The organism is Gracilibacillus saliphilus (assembly GCF_010994085.1).
Taxonomy (GTDB): domain Bacteria; phylum Bacillota; class Bacilli; order Bacillales; family Amphibacillaceae; genus Gracilibacillus; species Gracilibacillus lacisalsi.
In genome coordinates, this window is the sequence record NZ_WJEB01000031.1 from 18,825 (window position 1) to 41,162 (window position 22,338).

Below are 22,338 nucleotides of genomic sequence, written 5' to 3' on the forward strand. Positions count from 1 at the left end.
GCTCCTTTTATTATGAACGATTTTTAAAGTAATCTGAAAAAGCCTGGAAGAACTCTATTCCTTGGTACAACCAAACACTCACTGCTGCAAAGGAAAATAGGCCAATCATAAAGAATCTGAACCACATGTTCATACCTCCTTCAATTTATTTTGGTGGAAGGGGCACAAATGTGATCAGATAGTTAGATTGATAAAATACCGCAAGTAGATAATGTCGAGTTACAAATGCTTGTTGAAGAGAGTAAAGGATTGTAAATAGTAGTAATGCTCCAATCATTACTTGCCCTTCATTTAAAATACCTTTGTCTGCTGTTGAATCATGATGATCTGCATCATAATAATAAGTAGCATGTAGTTCATCGTTTAATTCGATGTTGAATGTTAGATCAGCTTGATAATTGGATAATGAGATTAAGTGAGAAATGGTTAACATCATCATGACAAGAATGAGGGATTTTCTCATATACTCAACCATCTCCCTTTTTCTATTCATTTATTCAGTATATACCTGATCAACAGACCAGTAAAGTGACTTTCCTCATAATTTACAATTCTTTTAATATCGGACAAAAACGTTCGTAATGAAAAAATTCACAAATGAATTATAATACTTTCTTGTTTCTGCTGGCCCCTAAACCAAAAACAGTCATGATTAATGTAACAAATAGTATCGTCATAATAGAAGGCTGCCAATGGTTGGTAATGTCAAAAATAAGTCCAATGACTATCGGTCCAATCGATGCTAATAGGTAACCAAAAGATTGTGCCATTCCTGATAATTCAGCAGCTTGTCTTGCATTAGTAGTCCTTAGACCGAGCAAGGCTAAAGCCAAGCTTATGCTAGCTCCTAACATCATGCCAATTAGTGTAATCGCAATAGTAGTCCCTATGATACCAGGTTCAAAATATAGCATGCTATAACCGATAATGCCTGACATCCCAAAAACGGCAACGACAGGTTGTTGGTTTTTCAGCTTACCTGCAATAACAGGAGTAAAGAAAGTAGCAGGCAAACTGATGAATTGCATGTATGCTACATACCATCCAGCAACTGACCCTGAGAAATCATTGGAAATCAATATTTCAGCTAACCATGAAATCGTTACATAAAATAAGAAAGATTGTAATCCCATAAAAAGCGTGACTTGCCAGGCAACAGGTGAACGCAATAATTGAACAGTGCTCGGTTCGTATAGTTCCTTATCTTCTTTAATGGGCGCTTTGTTCATCGCGATAAGCCAGACAACTATACCGATAATCACGAGTAAACTCCAGCTAGCTAATGACCATTGCCATCCAAGTCCAGCAGTTGTTGTAAGTGGTACACTGAAACCTGAGGCTAATGCGGCGAAAATGGACATCGATGTTGTATAAACACCTGTCATTAAACCGATTTTCTCAGGGAAATTACTTTTAATGAGACTTGGTAAAATAACATTAATGATCGCAATACCGACACCGATTAATATGGTACCGACAAATAATAAGGTAATGGATGCTGTGGAGCGGATCCAAATACCAATCAATAATGTGATAAGTCCATATAGTAATGCTTTTTCATTAGTAGTCCGATTGGCAATCCTCGGTGCTATGGGTGACATAAAGCCAAAGGCGATGAGCGGCAAGCTGGTTAAAAAGCCTGCACTCCAATTGCTGATCGATAATTCTTCACGGATGATGCCAATGATAGGACCGACTGAAGTGATTGCGGGTCTTAAATTAAAGGCTAACAGAATAATGCCAATGATAAAAAGAATCGTATAATGCTTTTTTGTTAAGTGTGGACCTTTTTCCATTTTTTCACCTTATTTCTATGTTTTTATTAACAAATGTCATACAAAATATGCTAAAATAAGTAAGAAACTATTAGTAAAATTCGCATTATAATAGAATAACATACATAAAGTAAGACTTCCATTAGTGGGGGTCTTATGGATGGTTCGCACCGTGGATCAATCACAAGTGGAAGTTAACTATGATGAAAGAAGGTCTACAATGGAGAATAAGGTCGTTAAAGAATTACTATCATGGTTGAAGGCGTTGTTGGTTGCTGTTATTATTGTGCTTCTGTGTCGGCACTTTTTGATTACTCCTTCCGTTGTGAAAGGCGAATCGATGATGCCAAATTTAGAAAATGGCGACCGGATTATTTTGAGTAAGATCAGTAGTATTGATCGCTTTGATGAAATTGCCTTCAAAGCACCGGATTCAAATGATAATTATGTTAAGAGAATAATAGGTTTTCCCGGTGATACGATTGAAATGAAAGATGACAACTTATATATTAATGGGAAGCTCTATGAAGAGACGTATCTTGATGACTCGAAAGCAGCACTGACTGATGGCCAGAAGCTAACAAATGATTTTACTTTAAAAGAATTAACTGGTAAGGAACAAGTTCCTGAAGGGAAAATATTTGTTTTAGGTGATAATCGGAGAGTTAGTAAAGATAGTCGAGAATTTGGCTTTGTAGATGAAGATGCTGTTATTGGAGATGTTAAAATGCGTATATGGCCAATTGAATCATTTGGAATCATTAAATAGGTAAGGCTAAACTTGACAATTTACCGTATCCGTGTTTTATTGGTAATAACTTCATAATAGAAATTCCGCTAGGGGTGCTGCATGAGCAGCTGAGATAAGAATGTATTTCTTGATCCCTTTGAACCTGAACTGGTTAAGACCAGCGTAGGAAAGTGGAGTCGGATGGTGTGTGAACGACATACACCTCATTTTTGATATGGACTATTCAAAAGCCGCTCCGCTACCCGCGAGCGGCTTTTTATTATGAAAATATATATTTTCTGGAGGCAGGAGAAATGACATTTAGTCAAGAATTGCGTGTAGCGGCAGATGATATTTACCAAGGTATTTTTGAACACCCTTTTGTAGTTGGAATTGGAGAAGGAAATTTGCACAAAGAAGCGATCATTCATTATGTGAAAGCAGATTTTGAGTATCTCAATGCTTTTATGAACATCTATGGTATCGCCATCGCCAAAAGCAACACTAGAGAAGATATGACATATTTCTATGAAAAGATCGGTTTTATCCTGAATAGTGAAATTCATCCACATCATAATTTATGTCAGGTTGCAGGTGTTGGTTACGATGAGTTGCAAGGATACCCTTTACCACCGACAGCAAATCATTATGTAGCCCATATGAAAAGTGTCGCACAACAAGGAAGTATCGGGGAATTAATCGCAGCATTGTTACCTTGTCCCTGGACATATTTAGAGATCGGACATTACTTAAAAGAAAAGTATCAACCAACGGAAGAACATCCTTTTTATGAGTGGATTACATTTTACGCTAAGGAAGATACAGCATCAGTGACAACGGAACTGTGTGAGCGTTTAGATAAATGGGCAGAACAAGTTGGAGAAGAAGAGAAACAGAAAGCTAAATTAGCTTTTATTAAAAGCTGTCAGCTAGAGTATTTATTCTGGGAAATGGCTTATCAGGTGGAAGAATGGCCGTTTTCATTTGCTGGAAAGGGGAAGCAACATGCATAAAGTAGCGTCAGCACTCACAATAGCTGGAACAGATCCTTCAGGTGGTGCAGGAATTCAAGCGGATTTAAAAGTATTCCAAGAACAGGAAGTTTACGGAATGAGTGTGATTACTTCCCTCGTAGCGCAAAACACGCTAGGTGTTCAGGATGTACAGCATTTAAGCATTGATTTTATTGAAAAACAATTAGATGCCGTTTTAACGGATATTCCACCACAAGCAATGAAGACAGGAATGATCGCTACTGTTGATATGATGGAATTAATAGCTAAAAAATTAGCAAATACGGATATTCCTTACGTGATTGATCCAGTTATGGTGGCCAAAAGTGGTGATTCATTAATGGATGAGAAATCAAGACAGGTCATTCGCAATACGTTGATTCCGCATGCTACAGTGGTGACGCCAAATGTACCAGAAGCAGAAATTCTAGTAGGTTTCGATATTCACGATAATCAAGATGCAGAAAAAGCAGCGAAAGTAATTGTTAATGATCTTGGTGCGAAGGCTGCGGTTGTCAAAGGTGGTCATTTAGAAGGAGCAGCAGTAGACGTTCTATATGACGGTGAAGATTTCTACTATCTAAAAGCTGACCGTTTTGAAACGAAGCATACACATGGTACAGGTTGTACATTTTCGGCTGCGATAACTGCCGAATTGGCAAAAGGTAAGCAGATAAAAGACGCGGTAGTTATTGGTAAGGACTTTATTACTGATGCTATTCAATACCCTCTCGAATTAGGTAGTGGGCATGGTCCGACTAACCATTGGGGCTACAGGCTAAAAAGTTTACCTGGACAAAGGGAGGTATCTAAGTGAGCCATTTAATTGAAGAAGTGAGAAAGCAGCAACCATTGATTCATAATATCACCAATCAAGTCGTCATGAACTTTACAGCAAATGGATTATATGCTGTCGGTGCAGCCCCAGTGATGGCTAATGCTAAAGAAGAAGTAGAAGAAATGGCGCAAATGGCAAGTAGCCTCGTTTTAAATATTGGTACATTGACAACGGAACAAATTGATGCGATGATTTTGGCCGGTAAAGCTGCCAATCAAGCAGGGGTTCCCGTTGTATTAGACCCGGTTGGTGTAGGTGCGACTACTTTCCGTACAAACTCAGCTAAACGTATCTTGCAAGAAGTCAACGTAACATGTATTAGAGGTAATGCTGGAGAGATTGCCAACTTAGCGGGCGTAGAGACCGAAGTTCGTGGTGTCGATGGTTCAAGTGATATCGATATTCAACAGTTAGCCAACTTGGCTTTTAATACATTACAGGCACCCTTAGTGATTACAGGGGAAGAAGACGTGGTTATTAATCGGGATACGCAAATTAGTGTCTCTAACGGACATCCCCTCCTAACTAAAGTTACCGGTACAGGATGTCTGTTGTCAGCTGTTATTGCGGCCTTCTTAGCGGTGAGTGATAATGTTGTGGAAGCAGCAACAGATGCGCTTAGCTATTATGGAGTAGCTGCAGAAAATGCCGCAGATCAGCAGGGATTTCCGGGCAGTTTTCAAGTAGCGTTTCTGGATCAATTGTCTGCAGTGGATGGAGAAATAGTCAACAAGAAAAAACAAATAACTAGGAGTTCCTAAATGATGAAACGTGATTTATTGCAAGTATATTTTATTCTTGGAAGTAATAATACGGTACAAGATCCTTTATATGTATTGGAAGAAGCATTGAAAGGCGGTATCACCCTTTTCCAATTTCGTGAAAAAGGACATGGTGCGTTAACAGGGCAAGACAAAAAGCGATTAGCCATAGAGATGAAAAAGCTTTGTCATCAATACGATGTCCCTTTTTTAATAAATGATGATGTAGATTTAGCATTGGAAATAGAAGCTGATGGTGTTCATGTTGGTCAAGAGGATATGTCCATACAGGAAGTAAAAAAAATAGTGCCTTCAGATTGGCTCGTTGGTGTGTCATCAACAAATGTTCAGGAAGCAGTACAGGCAAAAAATGATGGAGCTGACTATATTGGCGTAGGTCCTATTTTTAGCACCAATACCAAAGCTGATGCTAAAAAACCAATCGGAGCAGAAGGATTACAAGAAATCAGGGATAACGTAGGAGATCTGCCGATTGTGGCAATTGGTGGTATTCAATTAGGACATGTGATCGAACTGATGCGGGCTGGAGCTAATGGTGTTTCGATCATTTCGGCAATTAGTCAATCTCCGAATCCCGAGAGTACTGCAGCAACTTTCTACAAACATACGAATTATTTTTCTAAAGAGCAATAATTCGATAATGTAGGGTTAGATTTGATACACTAATATTATCATACTAAAAGGAGGTAGTATTGTGCGTCTTGAAAATAAGAAAGTTATTGCTCTAGTGGACGAGGATTTTGAAGATCTGGAATTATGGTACCCTGTGTTACGTTTACGTGAAGAAGGTGCAACAGTAAATCTTGTAGGGAAAGAGGCTAACCAAAAATATATTGGTAAGTATGGTGTTCCAGCAGAGTCTGAATATGCCTTTTCTGATATTAATGTAGAAGATTATGACGGTATCCTTGTGCCAGGTGGATGGGCACCAGATAAATTAAGAAGATTTCCGGAAGTATTAGAGATGGTCCGTTATATGGATCAAGCGAAAAAACCAATTGGTCAAATTTGCCATGCAGGTTGGGTCTTGATTTCTGCGGGTATTTTACGCGGTAAGAAGGTAACAAGTACACCAGGCATCAAAGATGATATGACCAATGCAGGTGGATTATGGAGTGACGAACCGGTTGTAACAGATGGACACCTTATCTCTAGCCGCCGTCCACCAGATTTACCTCCATATGTGAAAGCATACGCTGACTATTTAGCTAATCAGTAATCAAACTTGATCTTACAGGGATTTCCTTGTAAGATTTTTTTGTAGTATCCACCTTTATACGATGTATTTATATGACAAAGGACAATTGTATTTCTTATTGTTGAATAAAGTATAAAAGTTGGGTGCTTGTCTAGCTCCGATCGCCCAGAAACTAGGCGACTTCGCGAATCGCCCTACGATAAGTCATCATCGGTTCGTAAACTCACCGTGATTCCTTTATCTCAGTTGATTCTGAAGCCGCTACGTTTCTAAACGGGCGCTCTGCGCTTTTCTTAAATATTGAATAGGAGATTTGATACATGGATATTGTATGGTGGATATTAATTATCGTTATGTTTGTGTTGGCATTTGTGGGGATTATTTTCCCGATTATACCATCCGTATTGGTAATTTGGATTGGTTTCTTGATATATCAATTTGCACTGACGGCTGAGAATATTGGTTGGATCTTTTGGGTAGCAATGGCTGTTTTGACATTACTGTTGATATTTTCCGATATCATTGCCAATAGCTATTTTGTGAAGAAATTCGGTGGCAGCAAAGCAGGTGAGCGGTTGGCTGCTCTTGGGGTGATTGTTGGCTCATTTATTATCCCGCCATTCGGTATTATTATTGTTCCGTTTATATTAGTTGTTATAACGGAAATGATTCAGAAAAAAACGACACAAGATGCCTTCAGAGCTGCGCTTGGCTCGTTGATTGGCTTTCTTAGTGGAACCTTTGCCAAAATTGTGATTCAGTTGATCATGATTATCTGGTTTTTCATCGTAAAGTAATACAAAGTAAAGGATCAGACATCGAGGTGTTACAAGTGAAGAGAGTATTAACAATAGCTGGAGCAGCTGCACAAGGAAGCGCTGGTATTCAAGCGGATTTAAAGACATTCCAGGAACGGGATGTATACGGAATGTCCGTCATTACCGCAACAGTTGCCAATAATTCCAGAACAAATCAAGGGATTTTTATTCGAGATATAGAAGAAATTGAAGCACAGTTTTACGCTGCAACAGAAATGGTTGGTGTAGATGCTATTAAAACAGGAATGCTTTTTTCCACTAAAATTATAGAAAAAGTAAGTAGCTTGCTTAAGGAGCTACCTGTTCCAAATAAAGTAGTAGATCCAGTGATGATTGGTAAGATGGGATCACAACTGTTAGCAGATGATGCGATTGAAGTATTAAAGAAACAATTAATTCCGCAAGCGACAGTGATCACTCCTAACCGGTTAGAAGCAGAAAAGTTATTAGGTCGAGAAATTCCATCTGAGCTTTATGTATTAAAAGAAGCAGCGAAGGAATTATATGAACTCAAACCTCAAGCTGTTTTATTGAAGGGTGGAAATATAGACGGACAGGCAGTTGATATTTATTATGATGGTCACACAGTTGAGGTATTTCGCATGCCATTGATTGATACGATACATACCAGTGGAGCAGGTTGTACATATGCTGCTTGTTTAACTGCCGAGTTAGCCAAAAATGTACCGATGAAGGAAGCTATTCAAACGAGTAAACAATTTGTACACGCTGCTATTGAACATGCTTTATCGTTTGGGACTGGTATCGGGTCAGTTAGACACGGTGCAGCACGACAGAAATGAGTGCCGTTGTATAGTGAAAATCTAAAAAAAGGCAGTTGCTTGACTGCAACTGCTAAGAAAAAGATAGAACAAATAAGATATGATAACAACTTGTCAAAAGAAGTAGTTTATGCGAACTGCTTCTTTTTGCATTGCATGTAATATTATATGACATCAGTTGTTATATGCAATATCATAATAGAAAGTTACCAAAAAATCAAGTGAATAATGAAACGAAATACTTTGTTGATACGTATAGAATATGGAAATAATGAGGAGGTGCGAAATGACTACATCAATGGAATTACAAGATGTACATAAATCGATAGGTAATAAACAAATAATTAAAGGGTTGAATTTTTCGATTAATCGCGGTGAAGTATTTGGCTTTTTAGGTCCCAATGGTGCTGGTAAAACAACAACTATTCGCATGATGGTAGGTTTAATGAAAATTACATCAGGGGATATCAAAATCAATGGATTAAGTATAAAAGATAACTTCAAAGGAGCAATCCAGCATGTAGGTGCCATCGTCGAAAACCCGGAAATGTACCCATTTATGTCGGGATGGAAAAACCTTAAACACTACTCCCGTATGATACCTAGCATTACTGATGAAAGAATAAAAGAAGTGATTAGTTTAGTAGGTTTAGAAAAAGCCATTCATGAGAAGGTAGGTAAATATTCATTAGGTATGAGGCAAAGGATGGGGATTGCCCAAGCATTACTGCATAAACCATCTATTTTAATATTAGATGAACCAACTAATGGTTTAGATCCAGCTGGTATGCGTGAAATAAGGACCTACATAAGAAATCTAGCCGAACAAGAACAAGTATCGGTTATTGTATCCAGTCACTTATTATCTGAAATAGAATTAATGTGCGATCGGATTGGTATTATTAAGAATGGTGAGCTAATCACGGTAGAAGAAGTACAAGATACAAATACTGAGAATGACCATGTTACGGTAAAGTTAGACGTGGATGATAACGAAAGAGTAAAATCTATTCTCCAAAATCAACTTGAACTGGAAAGTAAAATCGTTCAAGATCGTGTAATGGCAGATGTTTCTAAAAGTGCCATACCACAATTAGTGAGAACATTAGTGGAAGAAGATATAGCAATCTATGAAGTAGCAGTCGAACGTAGTAGATTGGAAGATAAATTTTTCGAGTTGATAGGAGAGAATACGATTGCTTAACTTTATATCTTTATTAAAAAATGAACAAATGAAACTTTATTCACGTTTTGCTACTTGGTCGATGTATATTATTCTAGCTGTTATACTATTTGCTGGTGCCCTTATAGTATTTGTTTTTGATAGTATAGATGAACAAACCTATAATGATAATTGGAAAGAACAGCTTACTCAAGAAAATGAAGAATTCCTGGAAGTAAATGAAGAAGTTGAATTTTTTAGATTTGATTCTGAAATAGCTATAAATGAATATCATATAGAGAATGATGTCAAGCCTCTGCCATATGATGCGTGGCAATTTACACTTGAGAACGCTGGGTTGTCCATGATCATTAGTTTGTTTACAATTATTGTGGCAGCAGGCATTATTTCAAATGAGTATCGATGGGGAACGATCAAATTATTATTAATTCGTCCGATTTCCAGAACTAAAATTTTATTTTCGAAGTTTGTATCAGTTTTATTATTTTCTATAACTATGCTTGTTTTTCTATTTATTATTAGTTTAGTTATAGGTGCAATTTTCTTTGGTATCAATGGCTGGAATCCTAATTTAGTTCAAATGGGTACAGATGGAGTGGAAGAAGTCTCTATTTTTGCAGAAATATTTACACAATACGGCTTAAATATGGTAAATTTAGTGATGATGGCAACATTTGCTTTTATGATTTCAACATTATTTAGAAGTAGTGCGATGGCGATAGGTTTAGCAATATTCTTAATGTTTACAGGAAACTCCATTATTGGTTTTGTTGCCAAGTATGACTGGGCAAAATATATCTTATTTGCTAATACCAATTTGAACCAATATATTGGAAGTGGAAGTCCTGTTATTGACGGAATGACACTAGGGTTTTCGATCGCAGTCCTAGCTGTATACTTTGTGTTGTTTTTACTAGTTTCATGGCTATCATTTACAAAGCGTGATATTGCAGGAAATTAAGAGATAAGGGGAGAGTAGAAGAAATGAAAAGAACAGTAGAGGTAGTATTATCGATTATTGGAGCATTTGTTTATGGACTGGGGGCATTATTTGGCGGATTGTTCCGGATGTTAGATGGGGAAAATGAATTGATGCAGGAGATGTTGCAAGAAGATCCGACAGTTACTCAAAACCAAATCGATGAAATCATGCCATTATTGGATACAATTGGCTCATTAGGTACTATAATGATTGTAGGAGCGATTATTTCTATTGTAGCAGGTATTGTGGCGATGTTCTTATTTAAAGGAAACAGTAAGCCAAAAGCTGCAAGTATCATTTTACTTGTTGTCGGTGGTGTAACAACAATTATTACATTTGGTGGTGCTATCTTCGCCGGAATTTTCTATATCATAGCTGGTATTATGGGACTTGTCCGTAAACCGAAACAAGAAATAAATATGGAGCAGTATTAAAGATATTAAAAAGCTTAAATCCCTTTTAATCAAAAATGAAGGGACTTAAGCTTTTTTTATACTGTCTAGAAAATTATAAATTTCCTCATATGATAAAATGAGCCGGGAGCAGTGTTCGCGAATTGCCATATCATAGACTAACTTCGGTCGATTTATTATCTGGAAAACCCCTCAATTTATTTTATAGATTTCCCGGTTAATTCCATTTCACCGGGAAATCTTATCGTTTCATTTAGCAGTTTTCCTGGTTAACTACTTTTCATGCTTCATGTATTATGGTTGTCATATAAACTAATCCCTGTTTTTGGTTGTGTTTCTAATAATAAAATAGACGGTGACTCCGATAATTAAGAAGAGAATAATAATCGGAGCATTACCGACTAGAAATACAAACAGTCCAGATGCGATTGACAGAATTACCTTGATACTTTTCAAAAATTGGTCCTTTGTTTTCTCCCATGTACTTAATGACTCATCTTGAACAGAAGGCATATCAACTCTTCGTTCGGTCAATTCTATATCAATGGTTGCATAGTCAGACTGATTTTCTAAGTAATTGATTTTCCCTGTTAATTGTTCAATGTCTTCTTGTACATCTGCTAAATCATCGGAGATCTTTAATAAATCCTCCGTTTTTTCAGCTTCTTCCATAAAAGCAAGTAATCGTTCTTCAACTACTTTTTTTGATTTTAGTCTGGATGCTAAGTCAACATATTGTTCGGTGACATCTTCTCCGCTAACTGATTTATTCAAAATCTTCAAATCTCCATTTTCCACGATTGCGATAAAATCCTGAAAATGATCGTCTGGTATGCGGACGGTCATTCTGCCGAAGCGTTCAGCTTCCTCTCCGTGATTGGAATAATTGGAATTGACAACATATCCATCATAATTAGCTGTTTCTGTCTCTAAAAAATCAATCGTTTCATCAAATGTTTCTGTTTCTAAATGTAACTGAGCATTATGGATAATTTTTCTATCCTCTAGATTTTCCAAGCTATCCTCATTATCTTCACTTGCCGATTTTTCCTCTGCTTGTTCCATTTCTACTTTATTTTCCATTGGACTATCATTTGTACTCATACCAGACTGGCTCGATTCTTCACTAGTCACTATATCACTGTCTGCCGATTCATAGCTGCTATCTTCAGCATCGTTGGAGCAAGCAGAGAGAAACACAATCATCAACACCAATATAGATACTAACTTTTTCACATTGACCACTCCTTTTGTTGGATTAGACGTAGCAAATTCAGATAGGTTACAAGGAATCAGTTAATTCATATTTATTCATTTTTATGTATGTCTTTGTTTGGTGTGGTTCACTTTATTTAAAAGAAAATGAGAAACGATATGTGCTTTCTATTTAATCGCCTGTAAAGCACCAATTTTTTCCCAGATTCGCGTAATTCAAAAAAGCTAAAATGAAGCATCCCCTTGATATGTATAGCTAACCTCATCAGCAGGTGACAAAAACCCCTCTGAGGGTAGCCTCACTTTTTCTAATAAAAAAATAAAAAAATTTCAAGATAACTATTGAATTAATATACTAAATGATGCATAATAATACATAATTAATCATTCGAACATTTTGACAAACACTTAAGGAGAGATTATTTCATGAACAAAGAAAAAGTAGTTTTAGCATATTCCGGAGGACTTGATACATCAGTTGCGATTAAATGGTTACAGGATAAATATAATTATGATGTAATTGCGGTTGGTTTAGATGTAGGCGAAGGAAAAGATTTAGAATTTGTAAAGAATAAAGCGATTGACGTAGGAGCAATTAAATCATATTCCGTTGATGCGAAGCAGCTTTTTGCAGAGGATTTTGTGTTACCAGCATTACAAGCAAATGTCATGTATGAAGATAAATATCCATTAGTATCAGCACTTTCTCGTCCATTAATTGCAAAAGTATTAGTGGATATCGCAGAAAAAGAAGGTGCGGTGGCCGTAGCGCACGGTTGTACTGGTAAAGGTAATGATCAGGTTCGTTTCGATGTTGCTTTTACATCTCTCAATCCAGAGTTAAAGATTGAGGCGCCAGTACGTGAATGGGGCATGACAAGAGATGAAGAAATTGCATATGCGAAAGAACATGGGATTCCGATTCCAATTGATTTGGATAGTCCATATAGCGTAGACCAAAATTTATGGGGGCGTGCAAATGAGTGTGGTATTTTAGAAGATCCATGGGCTGAAGCTCCTGAAGATGCATTTGAATTAACAGAAAACCCAGTTAATGCTCCAGATGAGCCAGAAATGATCGAAATCGAATTTAAACAAGGGAAGCCAGTAGCATTAAATGGTAAGGAATATCCTTTACATGAATTGATTTTAGAATTGAATCAAATTGCTGGTAAACATGGTGTTGGAAGAATTGATCACGTGGAAAATCGTCTTGTTGGGATTAAATCACGTGAGATTTATGAAGCACCAGCAGCTATAACATTAATTCAAGCACATAGAGAAATTGAAACCATTACACTTCCAAGAGAAGTAACTAAATTTAAACCAGTGGTAGAACAACAATTAGAACAAGCGATTTACGATGGTCTATGGTTTACGCAATTAACAGATGCTTTGAAAGCATTTATTAGTGAAACACAAAAATATGTGAATGGTGTAGCAAGAGTGAAGTTATACAAAGGTCAAGCATTTGTAGTAGGTAGAAAATCAGATAACTCATTATATGACTTAAACCTTGCAACATATAGTAAAGGTGATGAATTTGACCATGAGGCAGCACTAGGCTTTATCAAACTTTGGGGCTTACCGACAAAAGTGCACTCTACAGTAAATGATGTTCATGCTGACAAAGCGAAAATTATGGAAAAAACGAAAATTGATATGAAGGAATCAGTGAAGTTATGAAATTATGGGGCGGACGATTTACAAAACCAACAAATGAATTAGTCGATGAGTATACAGCGTCGATCAGCTTTGATAAAAAATTAGCACAATACGATATTCAAGGAAGTCTGGCTCACGTAGAAATGCTTGCGAAATGTGAGATTATTCCGTCAGAAGATGCTGAAACAATTAAAAAAGGTCTGAGGGTTGTAGCGGACAAAATTAAAGCTGGAGAAGCAGAGTTAACAGAAGCAAACGAAGATATTCATATGAATGTCGAGAAACTGCTTATTGATGAAATCGGTGCTGTTGGTGGTAAATTACACACTGGACGAAGTAGAAATGATCAGGTAGCACTGGATATGCGTTTGTATTTACGAGATTCACTTGTAACATTAGTTGAATTACTGAAGAATTTGCAAGAGGCACTTGTAAAACAAGCCAAAGCAAATTTGGATACTATCTTGCCAGGATATACGCATTTGCAACGAGCGCAGCCAGTGTTGTTCGCCCATCATATGATGGCATATGTATCGATGTTTGAACGTGATGTGGAAAGGTTATCTGACAGCTTCAAAAGGGTGAATCGTTCACCACTTGGTGCAGGAGCATTAGCCGGAACAACATTTCCGATCGATCGTCATTACGTGGCAGAGAAGTTAAACTTTGACGGTGTAGTGGAGAACAGCTTAGACGCTGTCAGTGATCGTGACTTTGTCGTTGAATTTTTATCCAATGCTTCGTTAGCGATTATGCACTTATCCCGTTTGAGTGAAGAATTAGTACAATGGTCAAGTGCTGAGTTCAATTTCATTGAATTAGATGATGCTTTTTGTACCGGAAGTAGTATGATGCCTCAGAAGAAAAATCCAGATGTCGCAGAATTAGTAAGAGGAAAAACAGGTCGTGTCTATGGAAACTTAATGGGAATGCTTACTACTTTGAAGGGTTTACCAATTGCATATAATAAGGATATGCAAGAGGATAAGGAAGGCATGTTTGATACGATGGAAACCTTAAAAGGAGCGCTTGCTCTTTTTGCACCAATGATCGAGACAATGGAAGTGAAAAAGGAAAATATGTATGCGGCTGTTGCAGAAGATTTTTCTAATGCAACGGATTTAGCGGATTACTTGGTGAATAAAGATTTACCATTCCGCGAAGCCCATGCGGTGGTCGGGCAAGTTGTATTGCATTGCATTCAGGAAAATAAATATTTGCTTGATTTAAGCATAGCAGATTTCCAAAGTTTCTCTGAGCTAATCAATAAAGATATTTACGACGTACTGTCACCGAAGTCAGTTGTCAATGCACGTGATGTTGTCGGCGGAACAGCGAAAAACCGTGTTAAGGACCAGATTGAACAGGCAGAAAATCGCCTCACAGAAACGGAAGCATGGATCGAGATCTATGAAGAGAAGGTAAATGTTCTTAAAAAATAAAACAAGAAACGTAGCTGATCCTTTTCAGTTGCGTTTTTTCTTATATCGAAAGAAATCAACGCTCCGACTAATTACTTTACGTGGGCAACCACCTTAACTAACTTTGCAAAAGAAGGACACTTTACAAAGTGAATTTTCGACTCGTGCTATTCCCCCCAGGAGTTTACGTAATTAGTCTCCGCTATGAGAAGGTGCAACAATTCTTGTCAGAAGTAATAGGTTGACTTTTTTTACAATGGACAAAGTGAAATTCGCTATTCGTGAGTATAAAAGCAGTTGTGTTACTTCAAGCTAGAGTTGTAGAGCAGAACTTAGCGAAGGCCGCCCACTTTCACTCCTGTGGAAACTGTTTGGCCTGAAGATCCACTTTTTCGAGCGGTTTTGGCTCGAAAAAGTTAGCTGAAGGGCAAACCCCAGGGAAAGGAAAGTGGGCAGCCGGAGTGGTGGTAAGGCTGTTCAAATATTCAAAATGGATGCTAGAGAAATGGTAAACCTTTAGCTTTTTAGTCATAAGGGCTGAGCGAATTTTGTTCATTTTTTCTCAACAAAGATAAAATGATCTTCAAAAATTTCAAAAAAATAATGCATAAATATAAATGATATAGTATAATTATAAACAAATAAAGATGAGAAACTAATGTGAATGAAGATCATATATTGCTAGATATTGGAGGAGGAGCACAATGTCAGAAACTATAGGTTATCTTGTTTTAAATACGGGGGATGTATTAGAAGGTAAGTGGCTTGGAACACATAAGGAAGCAGAAGGGGAACTTGTATTTAATACAGCGATGACTGGTTATCAGGAAGTGATGACAGACCCATCATATGCAGGGCAAATCGTTACCATGACCTATCCGCTAATCGGAAACTACGGCTGGAACGAAATCGATTATGAAAGTGTTAAACCATCTTTGAAAGGTTTTATCATCTCGACACCTAGTCATAATCCAGAACACTATGAATCTAAAAATACACTAATGGAAATGTTGGAGGAGCACGCTATTCCAGCACTTTCTCATATTGATACAAGAGCACTGACACGTATTATCCGTGAACATGGAGAAGTGTATGGCAAGATAACCCAGAATCCTAACGAAAAGCCTGTTGATACTACCGTTAATTCAAATATTGTTTCAACGGTATCAGTTAAGGAAAAAAAGAGTTACAGCACAGAAACTTCGATTAATCATCCAGCACCACATGTGGTCGTAATGGATTTTGGCTATAAGCATTCCATCGCTAAATCATTATTAGAATTAGGGTGTGACGTTACTGTTGTGCCTTATGATACTACTTTTATCGAGGTTCAATCATTGGATCCAGATGGTGTATTATTATCCAATGGCCCTGGTGACCCACAAGCATTGGCACATTTATCGGAAAACATTAAACAAATATCGGAAAACTTTCCGACAATGGGGATTTGTCTTGGGCACCAGCTAATTGCACTGGCACATGGCGCAACAACTAAACGTTTACCATATGGACACAGAGGCAGTAACCACCCAGTGAAAGACTTACAAACTGGTAAAGTAATGATTACATCGCAAAATCATGGCTATGTAGTTGACTATGACTCTGTAAATATGAAGAATTGGTACGTTTCACACGTGAATGTTAATGATAAGTCAGTTGAAGGTTTAAAACATAAAACGAAGCCTTTAATGACCGTACAATTTCACCCTGAGGCGCACCCTGGTCCGATCGACACTCATCATTTATTTGTAGATTTTATTCAGCAGTTTATTACTAAGGGAGAGAAACAGCATGCCTAAGAAAGACGACATAAAGAAAGTACTCGTAATCGGCTCCGGTCCAATCGTGATTGGGCAGGCGGCCGAATTTGATTACGCCGGTACCCAAGCATGTCTTGCTTTACAAGAAGATGGCGTAGAAGTAATTTTGGTTAATAACAATCCTGCTACTATCATGACGGACGAAAATATAGCAGATAAAGTATATTTGGAACCATTAACCTGTGAGTCGATCACAAAAATTATTGAAAAAGAAAGACCTGATGGTATTTTGCCTACTTTAGGTGGCCAGACAGGTCTTAACATGGCTGTTTTATTAGATGAAGCGGGTGTGTTGGAAAAATATAATGTTACGTTATTAGGTACACCGCTCGAAACGATTCAAAAAGGGGAAGACCGTGAGATCTTTAAATCGATGATGAAAGATATTGATGAACCAATTGCCGAAAGTCTTTCCACTTCTTCTATTGACGAAGCTGTTCGTTTTGCTGATAAAGTTGGCTATCCGATGATTGTACGTCCTGCATACACATTAGGTGGCGCTGGTGGAGGTATTGCCAATAATGAAGCGGAATTACGTACTATTGTAAAAAACGGGCTTCATTATAGTCCGATCAGTCAAGTTCTGATTGAACAAAGTGTGAAAGGCTGGAAGGAAATTGAATATGAGGTAATGCGTGATTCCAATGATACTTGCATCATCGTATGTAACATGGAAAACTTTGATCCAGTCGGAGTCCATACCGGAGACAGTATTGTTGTCGCACCATCTCAAACGTTAACAGATCGTCAATATCAAATGCTTCGTACTTCATCAGTAAGGGTTATCCGCGAGTTAGGTGTTATTGGTGGATGTAATATCCAATTTGCCCTGAACCCGGAGAATGATGACTATATCATTATTGAAGTAAACCCGCGAGTAAGTCGTTCCAGCGCGTTAGCGTCGAAAGCAACTGGCTATCCGATTGCACGAATCGCGGCAAAAGTAGCGCTAGGTTACTACTTGGATGAGGTGATTAACCCGATTACTGGAGATACGTATGCAAGCTTTGAGCCAGCGATTGATTACATTGCAGCCAAAATCCCACGCTGGCCATTCGATAAATTTACTGGAGCCGACCGTCTCTTAGGTACGCAAATGAAGGCAACAGGTGAAGTGATGGCGTTGGCACGTAACTTTCCAATGGCAATCAATAAGGCGATTCGCTCACTAGAAATTGGACTCGATTCTTTACATTTACCTGGTGTGGAAAAGTTATCTGAAAAGGAACTACATACCGCACTAGATAAAGCGACAGATGAGCGGTTATTTGTGGTTGCAGAAGGTTTGCGCAGGGGAATGACAGTGGAAGAGATCCACGACATTACAGCGATTAACAATTACTTTTTGTATGAGTTAGAAGCAATGATTGCAAAGGAAAAAGAAATAGCAGCGAAAGACTGGGAGTCGATAACGAAACAAGATTTAAAAGATGCGAAAGCTTTTGGTATTTCTGACCTTACGTTAGCTAAGCTGCTACATGTCGACGTAACAAAGATTCAACAGAAAATAAGAGCAGAAAAACTGGCACCTTCCTATAAAATGGTTGATACCTGTGCTGCTGAATTTTCAGCAGAAACACCGTATTTCTACAGTTCCTGGAATGAGTGGGATGAGGTAGAATCGTTGGATGGAGATAAACGGATGGTTGTGCTAGGCTCTGGTCCCATTCGCATTGGTCAAGGGGTGGAATTCGACTATTGTTCTGTTCATGCTGCTAAGTCTCTGCAAGGCCAAGGTATTGATGCGGTTGTTATTAATAACAACCCTGAAACCGTAAGTACCGACTTTAATACGGCAGATCACCTTTATTTTGAGCCATTAACTGTTGAAGATGTGTTGCATGTCATTGAAAAGGAAAATGCTCAAGGTGTCTTGGTTCAATTTGGAGGTCAAACCGCGATTAATCTAGCGGACGGTTTACAAAAAGCAGGTGTTAAGATTGCTGGTACCGCACTGGAAGCTATTGAAGCTGTAGAAGATCGTGACTTATTTTATCAACTTTTACAACGATTAAATATTCCACATATTCCTGGGTGTACTGTAATGGCAGTAGAGGATGCCAAAGCAGTCGCAAAAGAAATCGGCTATCCAATTTTAATGCGTCCATCCTATGTTATTGGTGGTCAAGGCATGGTGATTTTGCATAATGAAAATCAACTTGTAGAATATTTAGCTGATTTACAGGCGAATGCACATGATAATCGAATTTTTCCATTATTAATTGATCGTTACATTGAAGGATACGAAGTAGAAATTGATGCAATTTGTGATGGATCAGATGTATTAATTCCGGGTATTTTTGAACATGTGGAAAAAGCAGGGGTGCACTCTGGTGATAGTGTGGCTGTTTTCCCGGCACCGACTTTGACCGAAGCACATAAACAAACGATTGAATTATACGCACAAAAAATTTCTCAGGAACTAAATGTCAAAGGGATTATGAATATCCAGTTTGTTTTAAGTGAAGACCGAAAAACGATTTATGTATTGGAAGTGAATCCACGTGCTTCGCGGACCGTGCCAATTGCAAGTAAGGTTACGGGGGTTCCAATGGTGGATTTGGCGACACGTGTACAAATGGGAGAACCATTGAGCGATCAAGAATGGAAGCTTGGCCTCCATCAAGAAGTACCTTATTATGCAGTGAAAATGCCGATATTCTCTAATAACAAGTTACCAGGATTGGACCCGATACTAGGGCCTGAAATGAAATCAACCGGTGAAGCGATCGGACTTGGTTCAACGGTGGAGCAGGCAATGGCAAAAGCGTTTGGCTGGAAAGAAGATTGTCTTAAAGCATTATATAAACAAGATACCATTTACTTATCCCTTACTAAAATAGATGAAAAACTTCAGAAACAATTGAATGCTATAAAAGCAGCTATTGAAGCTGATGAGGACACCGCAGCACTATTAACAGAACACGGTATCCAAGTTAATACGATAACAAAACTTGAAGAAGCAGAACAAAAATGTATAGACGAGAAGTATGCTTTTATTGCCGATACACATCGGACTGGTGAAAAAGATCAGCATGTTTCATTACGCGAGGCAGCATTACGTTCCGATACATTACATTTTACTGCGAATGACACGTTAAGTGCTTATATCGAAGCAACTAGGACAGAACTTGAATCACCGAAATCTATCCAGAATCACCGTAGCAATAAACCCGACTTAAACAAAAAGGAGCGTGCGATGCCGTGAGTATGAAAGAACAATTAAAGGGGAAAGATCTACTAACACTTGCAGATTACTCCAAAGCCGAAATAGCATATATATTAGAGTTGGCAGTACAAATTAAACAAAAACAGAAAAACGGTGAGTTGTATCAACCGTTAAAAGGAAAAACACTAGGGATGATTTTTGAGAAATCATCCACTCGTACCCGTGTATCATTTGAAACAGGGATTTATCAGCTAGGTGGAATGGGTTTATTTTTAAGCTCTAATGATATCCAATTAGGTAGAGGCGAGCCGATATCCGATACGGCTAAAGTATTGTCCGGCTATTTAGACGGGATAATGATTCGAACCTTTTCGCAACAAGACGTTGTAGATTTAGCAAAGAATGCCTCCATTCCCGTGATAAATGGCTTAACGGATGATTATCATCCTTGCCAAGTATTAGCAGATCTACAGACTATTAAAGAGGAAAAGGGGAAACTGGAAGGTTTAAAGCTTGCTTACATTGGTGATGGCAACAATATGGCTCATTCATTAATGATCGGTTGTGCAAAAATGGGCTTGGACGTTGCTATTGCGGCACCGAAGGGCTATCAGCCTCATAATGAGATAGTGGAGCAAGCACAGTCTTTTGCAGATGGTAGTGAAGTACTGGTAACTGAAGATGTTGTAGAAGCTGTGAAGGATGCGGATGTAATATATTCCGATGTATGGGCAAGCATGGGGCAAGAAGCAGAACAAAAAGAACGTGAGAAAGCTTTTACCCATTATCAAGTGAATAAAGAATTATTCTCCCATGCCAAGCAAGATGCCATTTTTATGCATTGTTTACCTGCTCACAGAGAAGAAGAAGTAACTGCAGAAATTATTGATGGACCACACTCAGTTGTTTTTCAAGAAGCGGAAAACAGATTACATGCACAAAAAGCATTAATGGTTGCATTGATGGGCTAGATCTCTTTTTTAGAGATCTAGTTTTTTCATGTTTGCAGTTCATATTTTGTTATTGCTATAATAAAGATTAATTGTGTGGCATTACACAATAGAAAATTAAAGGATTGATCGCACATGAGTATCTTAAAAGAGTTACGAAATATTATAAATCCAGAACTTATATTGATAGATGAAGAATTAAAGAATCATACCTATACGAAGTTAGGTGGAAAAGCTGACTTTTTTGTAACACCTTCCACCGTTGAAGAAGTTCAAGAAATCATCCGCTATGCTAATAAAACAGAGGTCCCTTTTACATTGTTGGGCAATGGTTCCAATGTAATCGTAAGAGATGGTGGAATACGTGGAATTGTCTTAAGTTTAAAAAAATTTACAGGTATTAAAAGAGAAGGGAATAAAGTGATTGCAGAGAGTGGAGCCCGTATAATCGATGCATCACGATTTGCTTTGAAAGAACATTTAACCGGATTAGAGTTTGCCTGCGGAATTCCTGGAACAGTAGGCGGTGCATTATATATGAATGCCGGTGCCTATGGTGGAGAGGTGAAGGATTGCTTGGAAAGTGCCCTTGTTGTCGATTCTACCGGAGACGTACATCGCTTATCGGCTGACGCTTTTGACTTAGCATACCGTACGAGTAATATTGCTGAAAAAGGCTATATTGTATTAGAAGCAACCTTTAGCTTAGAAATCGGAGATTACCATGAAGTCAAAGCAGTGATGGACGATTTAACCTATAAACGAGAATCCAAGCAACCGTTAGAATACCCATCTTGCGGCAGTGTATTCAAGCGACCTCCAGGGTATTTTGCTGGAAAGCTGATTCAAGACAGTGAATTACAAGGAAAAGGTGTCGGCGGAGCAGAAGTATCCACTAAACATGCAGGATTCATTGTAAACAAAAACAATGCGACAGCTACTGACTATATCTCTGTAATCGAAATGGTCCAACGCGAAGTAAAAGAAAAATTCGGTGTGGATCTAGAGCGGGAAGTTAGGATATTGGGGGAAGACTGAAGCTTTAGTTTAAATACGTACATCGGCTTAAGTAAATATTTTCGATTGGGATGTTATAAAGGACAAAAAAATCAAAAAGCGGTAAAAAGTGTCCATTATAAGCGTTATGAAAGACAAAAAAATCAAAAAGCGGTAAAAGGTGTCGATCATAAGCGTTATGAAGGACAAAAAATCAAAAAGCGGGAAAAGGTGTCCATCATAAGTGTTATGAAGGACAAAAAATCAAAAAGCGGGAAAAGGTGTCCATCATAAGTGTTATGAAGGACAAAAAATCAAAAAGCGGGAAAAGGTGTCCATCATAAGTGTTATGAAGGACAAAAAATCAAAAAGCGGGAAAAGGTGTCCATCATAAGTGTTATGAAGGACAAAAAATCAAAAAGCGGTAAAAAGTGTCCATCACAAACGTTATGAAGGACAAAAAAATCAAAAAGCGGTAAAAGGTGTCCATCATAAGCGTTATGAAGGACAAAAAAATCAAAAAGCGGTGAAAGGTGTCCATCATAAGCGTTATGAAGGACAAAAAAATTAAAAAGCAGTAAAAAGTGT

General features: G+C 38.0%; 20 protein-coding genes and 1 riboswitch. Of the genes, 17 read left to right on the top strand and 3 right to left on the bottom strand.

Annotated elements, in window-relative coordinates; all coding sequences use genetic code 11:
- Nucleotides 1–145 precede the first annotated feature (145 nt).
- Both GHT08_RS17070 and GHT08_RS17075 read right to left on the bottom strand, forming a co-directional pair.
- Nucleotides 146–463: a hypothetical protein gene (locus tag GHT08_RS17070; protein ID WP_163582647.1), complete on the bottom strand. Its 318-nt coding sequence runs from the start codon at nucleotides 461–463 to the stop codon at nucleotides 146–148.
- A 139-nt stretch (nucleotides 464–602) separates the two neighbouring features.
- On the bottom strand, nucleotides 603–1,796 hold the full coding sequence (locus GHT08_RS17075) for a CynX/NimT family MFS transporter (RefSeq protein ID WP_163582648.1): 1,194 nt from the start codon (nucleotides 1,794–1,796) through the stop codon (nucleotides 603–605).
- Nucleotides 1,797–1,995: 199 nt separating this feature from the next.
- Here GHT08_RS17075 and lepB point away from each other — a divergent pair, with 199 nt between their 5' ends.
- The 11 genes from lepB to GHT08_RS17130 all read left to right on the top strand — a co-directional run bounded on the left by lepB (nucleotide 1,996) and on the right by GHT08_RS17130 (nucleotide 10,535).
- Complete coding sequence (gene lepB / locus GHT08_RS17080; RefSeq protein ID WP_163582705.1) at nucleotides 1,996–2,544, top strand: signal peptidase I; 549 nt, start codon at nucleotides 1,996–1,998, stop codon at nucleotides 2,542–2,544.
- Nucleotides 2,545–2,604: 60 nt separating this feature from the next.
- Nucleotides 2,605–2,712: riboswitch (TPP riboswitch) on the top strand.
- A 107-nt stretch (nucleotides 2,713–2,819) separates the two neighbouring features.
- Nucleotides 2,820–3,518: a thiaminase II gene (tenA, locus tag GHT08_RS17085; protein ID WP_163582649.1), complete on the top strand. Its 699-nt coding sequence runs from the start codon at nucleotides 2,820–2,822 to the stop codon at nucleotides 3,516–3,518.
- On the top strand, nucleotides 3,511–4,335 hold the full coding sequence (gene thiD / locus GHT08_RS17090) for a bifunctional hydroxymethylpyrimidine kinase/phosphomethylpyrimidine kinase (protein ID WP_163582650.1): 825 nt from the start codon (nucleotides 3,511–3,513) through the stop codon (nucleotides 4,333–4,335). The genes tenA and thiD (GHT08_RS17090) overlap by 8 nt, the downstream gene beginning before the upstream one ends.
- Complete coding sequence (thiM, locus tag GHT08_RS17095) at nucleotides 4,332–5,117, top strand: hydroxyethylthiazole kinase (protein WP_163582651.1); 786 nt, start codon at nucleotides 4,332–4,334, stop codon at nucleotides 5,115–5,117. Before thiD (GHT08_RS17090) ends, thiM begins: the two co-directional genes overlap by 4 nt.
- Entirely contained in the window at nucleotides 5,118–5,771 is a 654-nt protein-coding gene (gene thiE / locus GHT08_RS17100) for a thiamine phosphate synthase (protein WP_163582652.1), read from the top strand.
- Nucleotides 5,772–5,832: 61 nt separating this feature from the next.
- Nucleotides 5,833–6,357, top strand: coding sequence for a type 1 glutamine amidotransferase domain-containing protein (locus GHT08_RS17105; protein WP_163582653.1), 525 nt, complete (start codon nucleotides 5,833–5,835; stop codon nucleotides 6,355–6,357).
- A 299-nt stretch (nucleotides 6,358–6,656) separates the two neighbouring features.
- Nucleotides 6,657–7,133, top strand: coding sequence for a DUF456 domain-containing protein (locus tag GHT08_RS17110; protein WP_163582654.1), 477 nt, complete (start codon nucleotides 6,657–6,659; stop codon nucleotides 7,131–7,133).
- 35 nt (nucleotides 7,134–7,168) lie between these two features.
- On the top strand, nucleotides 7,169–7,957 hold the full coding sequence (gene thiD, locus GHT08_RS17115; RefSeq protein WP_163582655.1) for a bifunctional hydroxymethylpyrimidine kinase/phosphomethylpyrimidine kinase: 789 nt from the start codon (nucleotides 7,169–7,171) through the stop codon (nucleotides 7,955–7,957).
- Between the two features lie 265 nt (nucleotides 7,958–8,222).
- Nucleotides 8,223–9,140 (top strand): ABC transporter ATP-binding protein, encoded by a 918-nt coding sequence (locus GHT08_RS17120; protein ID WP_163582656.1) that lies wholly within the window; start codon nucleotides 8,223–8,225, stop codon nucleotides 9,138–9,140.
- The gene (locus GHT08_RS17125) at nucleotides 9,133–10,080 is read left to right on the top strand and encodes an ABC transporter permease (RefSeq protein WP_163582657.1); all 948 of its coding nucleotides are present in this window, start codon (nucleotides 9,133–9,135) and stop codon (nucleotides 10,078–10,080) included. Before GHT08_RS17120 ends, GHT08_RS17125 begins: the two co-directional genes overlap by 8 nt.
- A 23-nt stretch (nucleotides 10,081–10,103) precedes the next feature.
- The gene (locus tag GHT08_RS17130) at nucleotides 10,104–10,535 is read left to right on the top strand and encodes a DUF4064 domain-containing protein (protein WP_163582658.1); all 432 of its coding nucleotides are present in this window, start codon (nucleotides 10,104–10,106) and stop codon (nucleotides 10,533–10,535) included.
- A gap of 291 nt (nucleotides 10,536–10,826) precedes the next feature.
- Here the strand turns inward: GHT08_RS17130 and GHT08_RS17135 are convergent, their stop codons facing one another.
- Complete coding sequence (locus GHT08_RS17135) at nucleotides 10,827–11,750, bottom strand: DUF4349 domain-containing protein (protein ID WP_163582659.1); 924 nt, start codon at nucleotides 11,748–11,750, stop codon at nucleotides 10,827–10,829.
- 405 nt (nucleotides 11,751–12,155) lie between these two features.
- Between GHT08_RS17135 and GHT08_RS17140 the strand changes: the two genes are divergently transcribed.
- From GHT08_RS17140 to murB, 6 genes are all read left to right on the top strand, one after another.
- Nucleotides 12,156–13,415, top strand: coding sequence for an argininosuccinate synthase (locus tag GHT08_RS17140; protein WP_163582660.1), 1,260 nt, complete (start codon nucleotides 12,156–12,158; stop codon nucleotides 13,413–13,415).
- On the top strand, nucleotides 13,412–14,836 hold the full coding sequence (argH, locus tag GHT08_RS17145) for an argininosuccinate lyase (protein WP_163582661.1): 1,425 nt from the start codon (nucleotides 13,412–13,414) through the stop codon (nucleotides 14,834–14,836). Before GHT08_RS17140 ends, argH begins: the two co-directional genes overlap by 4 nt.
- A gap of 683 nt (nucleotides 14,837–15,519) precedes the next feature.
- A complete protein-coding gene (locus GHT08_RS17150; protein ID WP_163582662.1) occupies nucleotides 15,520–16,614 on the top strand; it encodes a carbamoyl phosphate synthase small subunit in 1,095 nt (364 codons plus the stop codon).
- Nucleotides 16,607–19,843 (top strand): carbamoyl-phosphate synthase (glutamine-hydrolyzing) large subunit, encoded by a 3,237-nt coding sequence (gene carB / locus GHT08_RS17155; RefSeq protein ID WP_163582663.1) that lies wholly within the window; start codon nucleotides 16,607–16,609, stop codon nucleotides 19,841–19,843. The genes GHT08_RS17150 and carB overlap by 8 nt, the downstream gene beginning before the upstream one ends.
- Before the next feature lie 2 nt (nucleotides 19,844–19,845).
- Nucleotides 19,846–20,775, top strand: coding sequence for an ornithine carbamoyltransferase (gene argF / locus GHT08_RS17160; protein ID WP_163582706.1), 930 nt, complete (start codon nucleotides 19,846–19,848; stop codon nucleotides 20,773–20,775).
- Between the two features lie 114 nt (nucleotides 20,776–20,889).
- Nucleotides 20,890–21,792 (top strand): UDP-N-acetylmuramate dehydrogenase, encoded by a 903-nt coding sequence (gene murB, locus GHT08_RS17165; RefSeq protein ID WP_163582664.1) that lies wholly within the window; start codon nucleotides 20,890–20,892, stop codon nucleotides 21,790–21,792.
- Nucleotides 21,793–22,338: the final 546 nt, after the last annotated feature.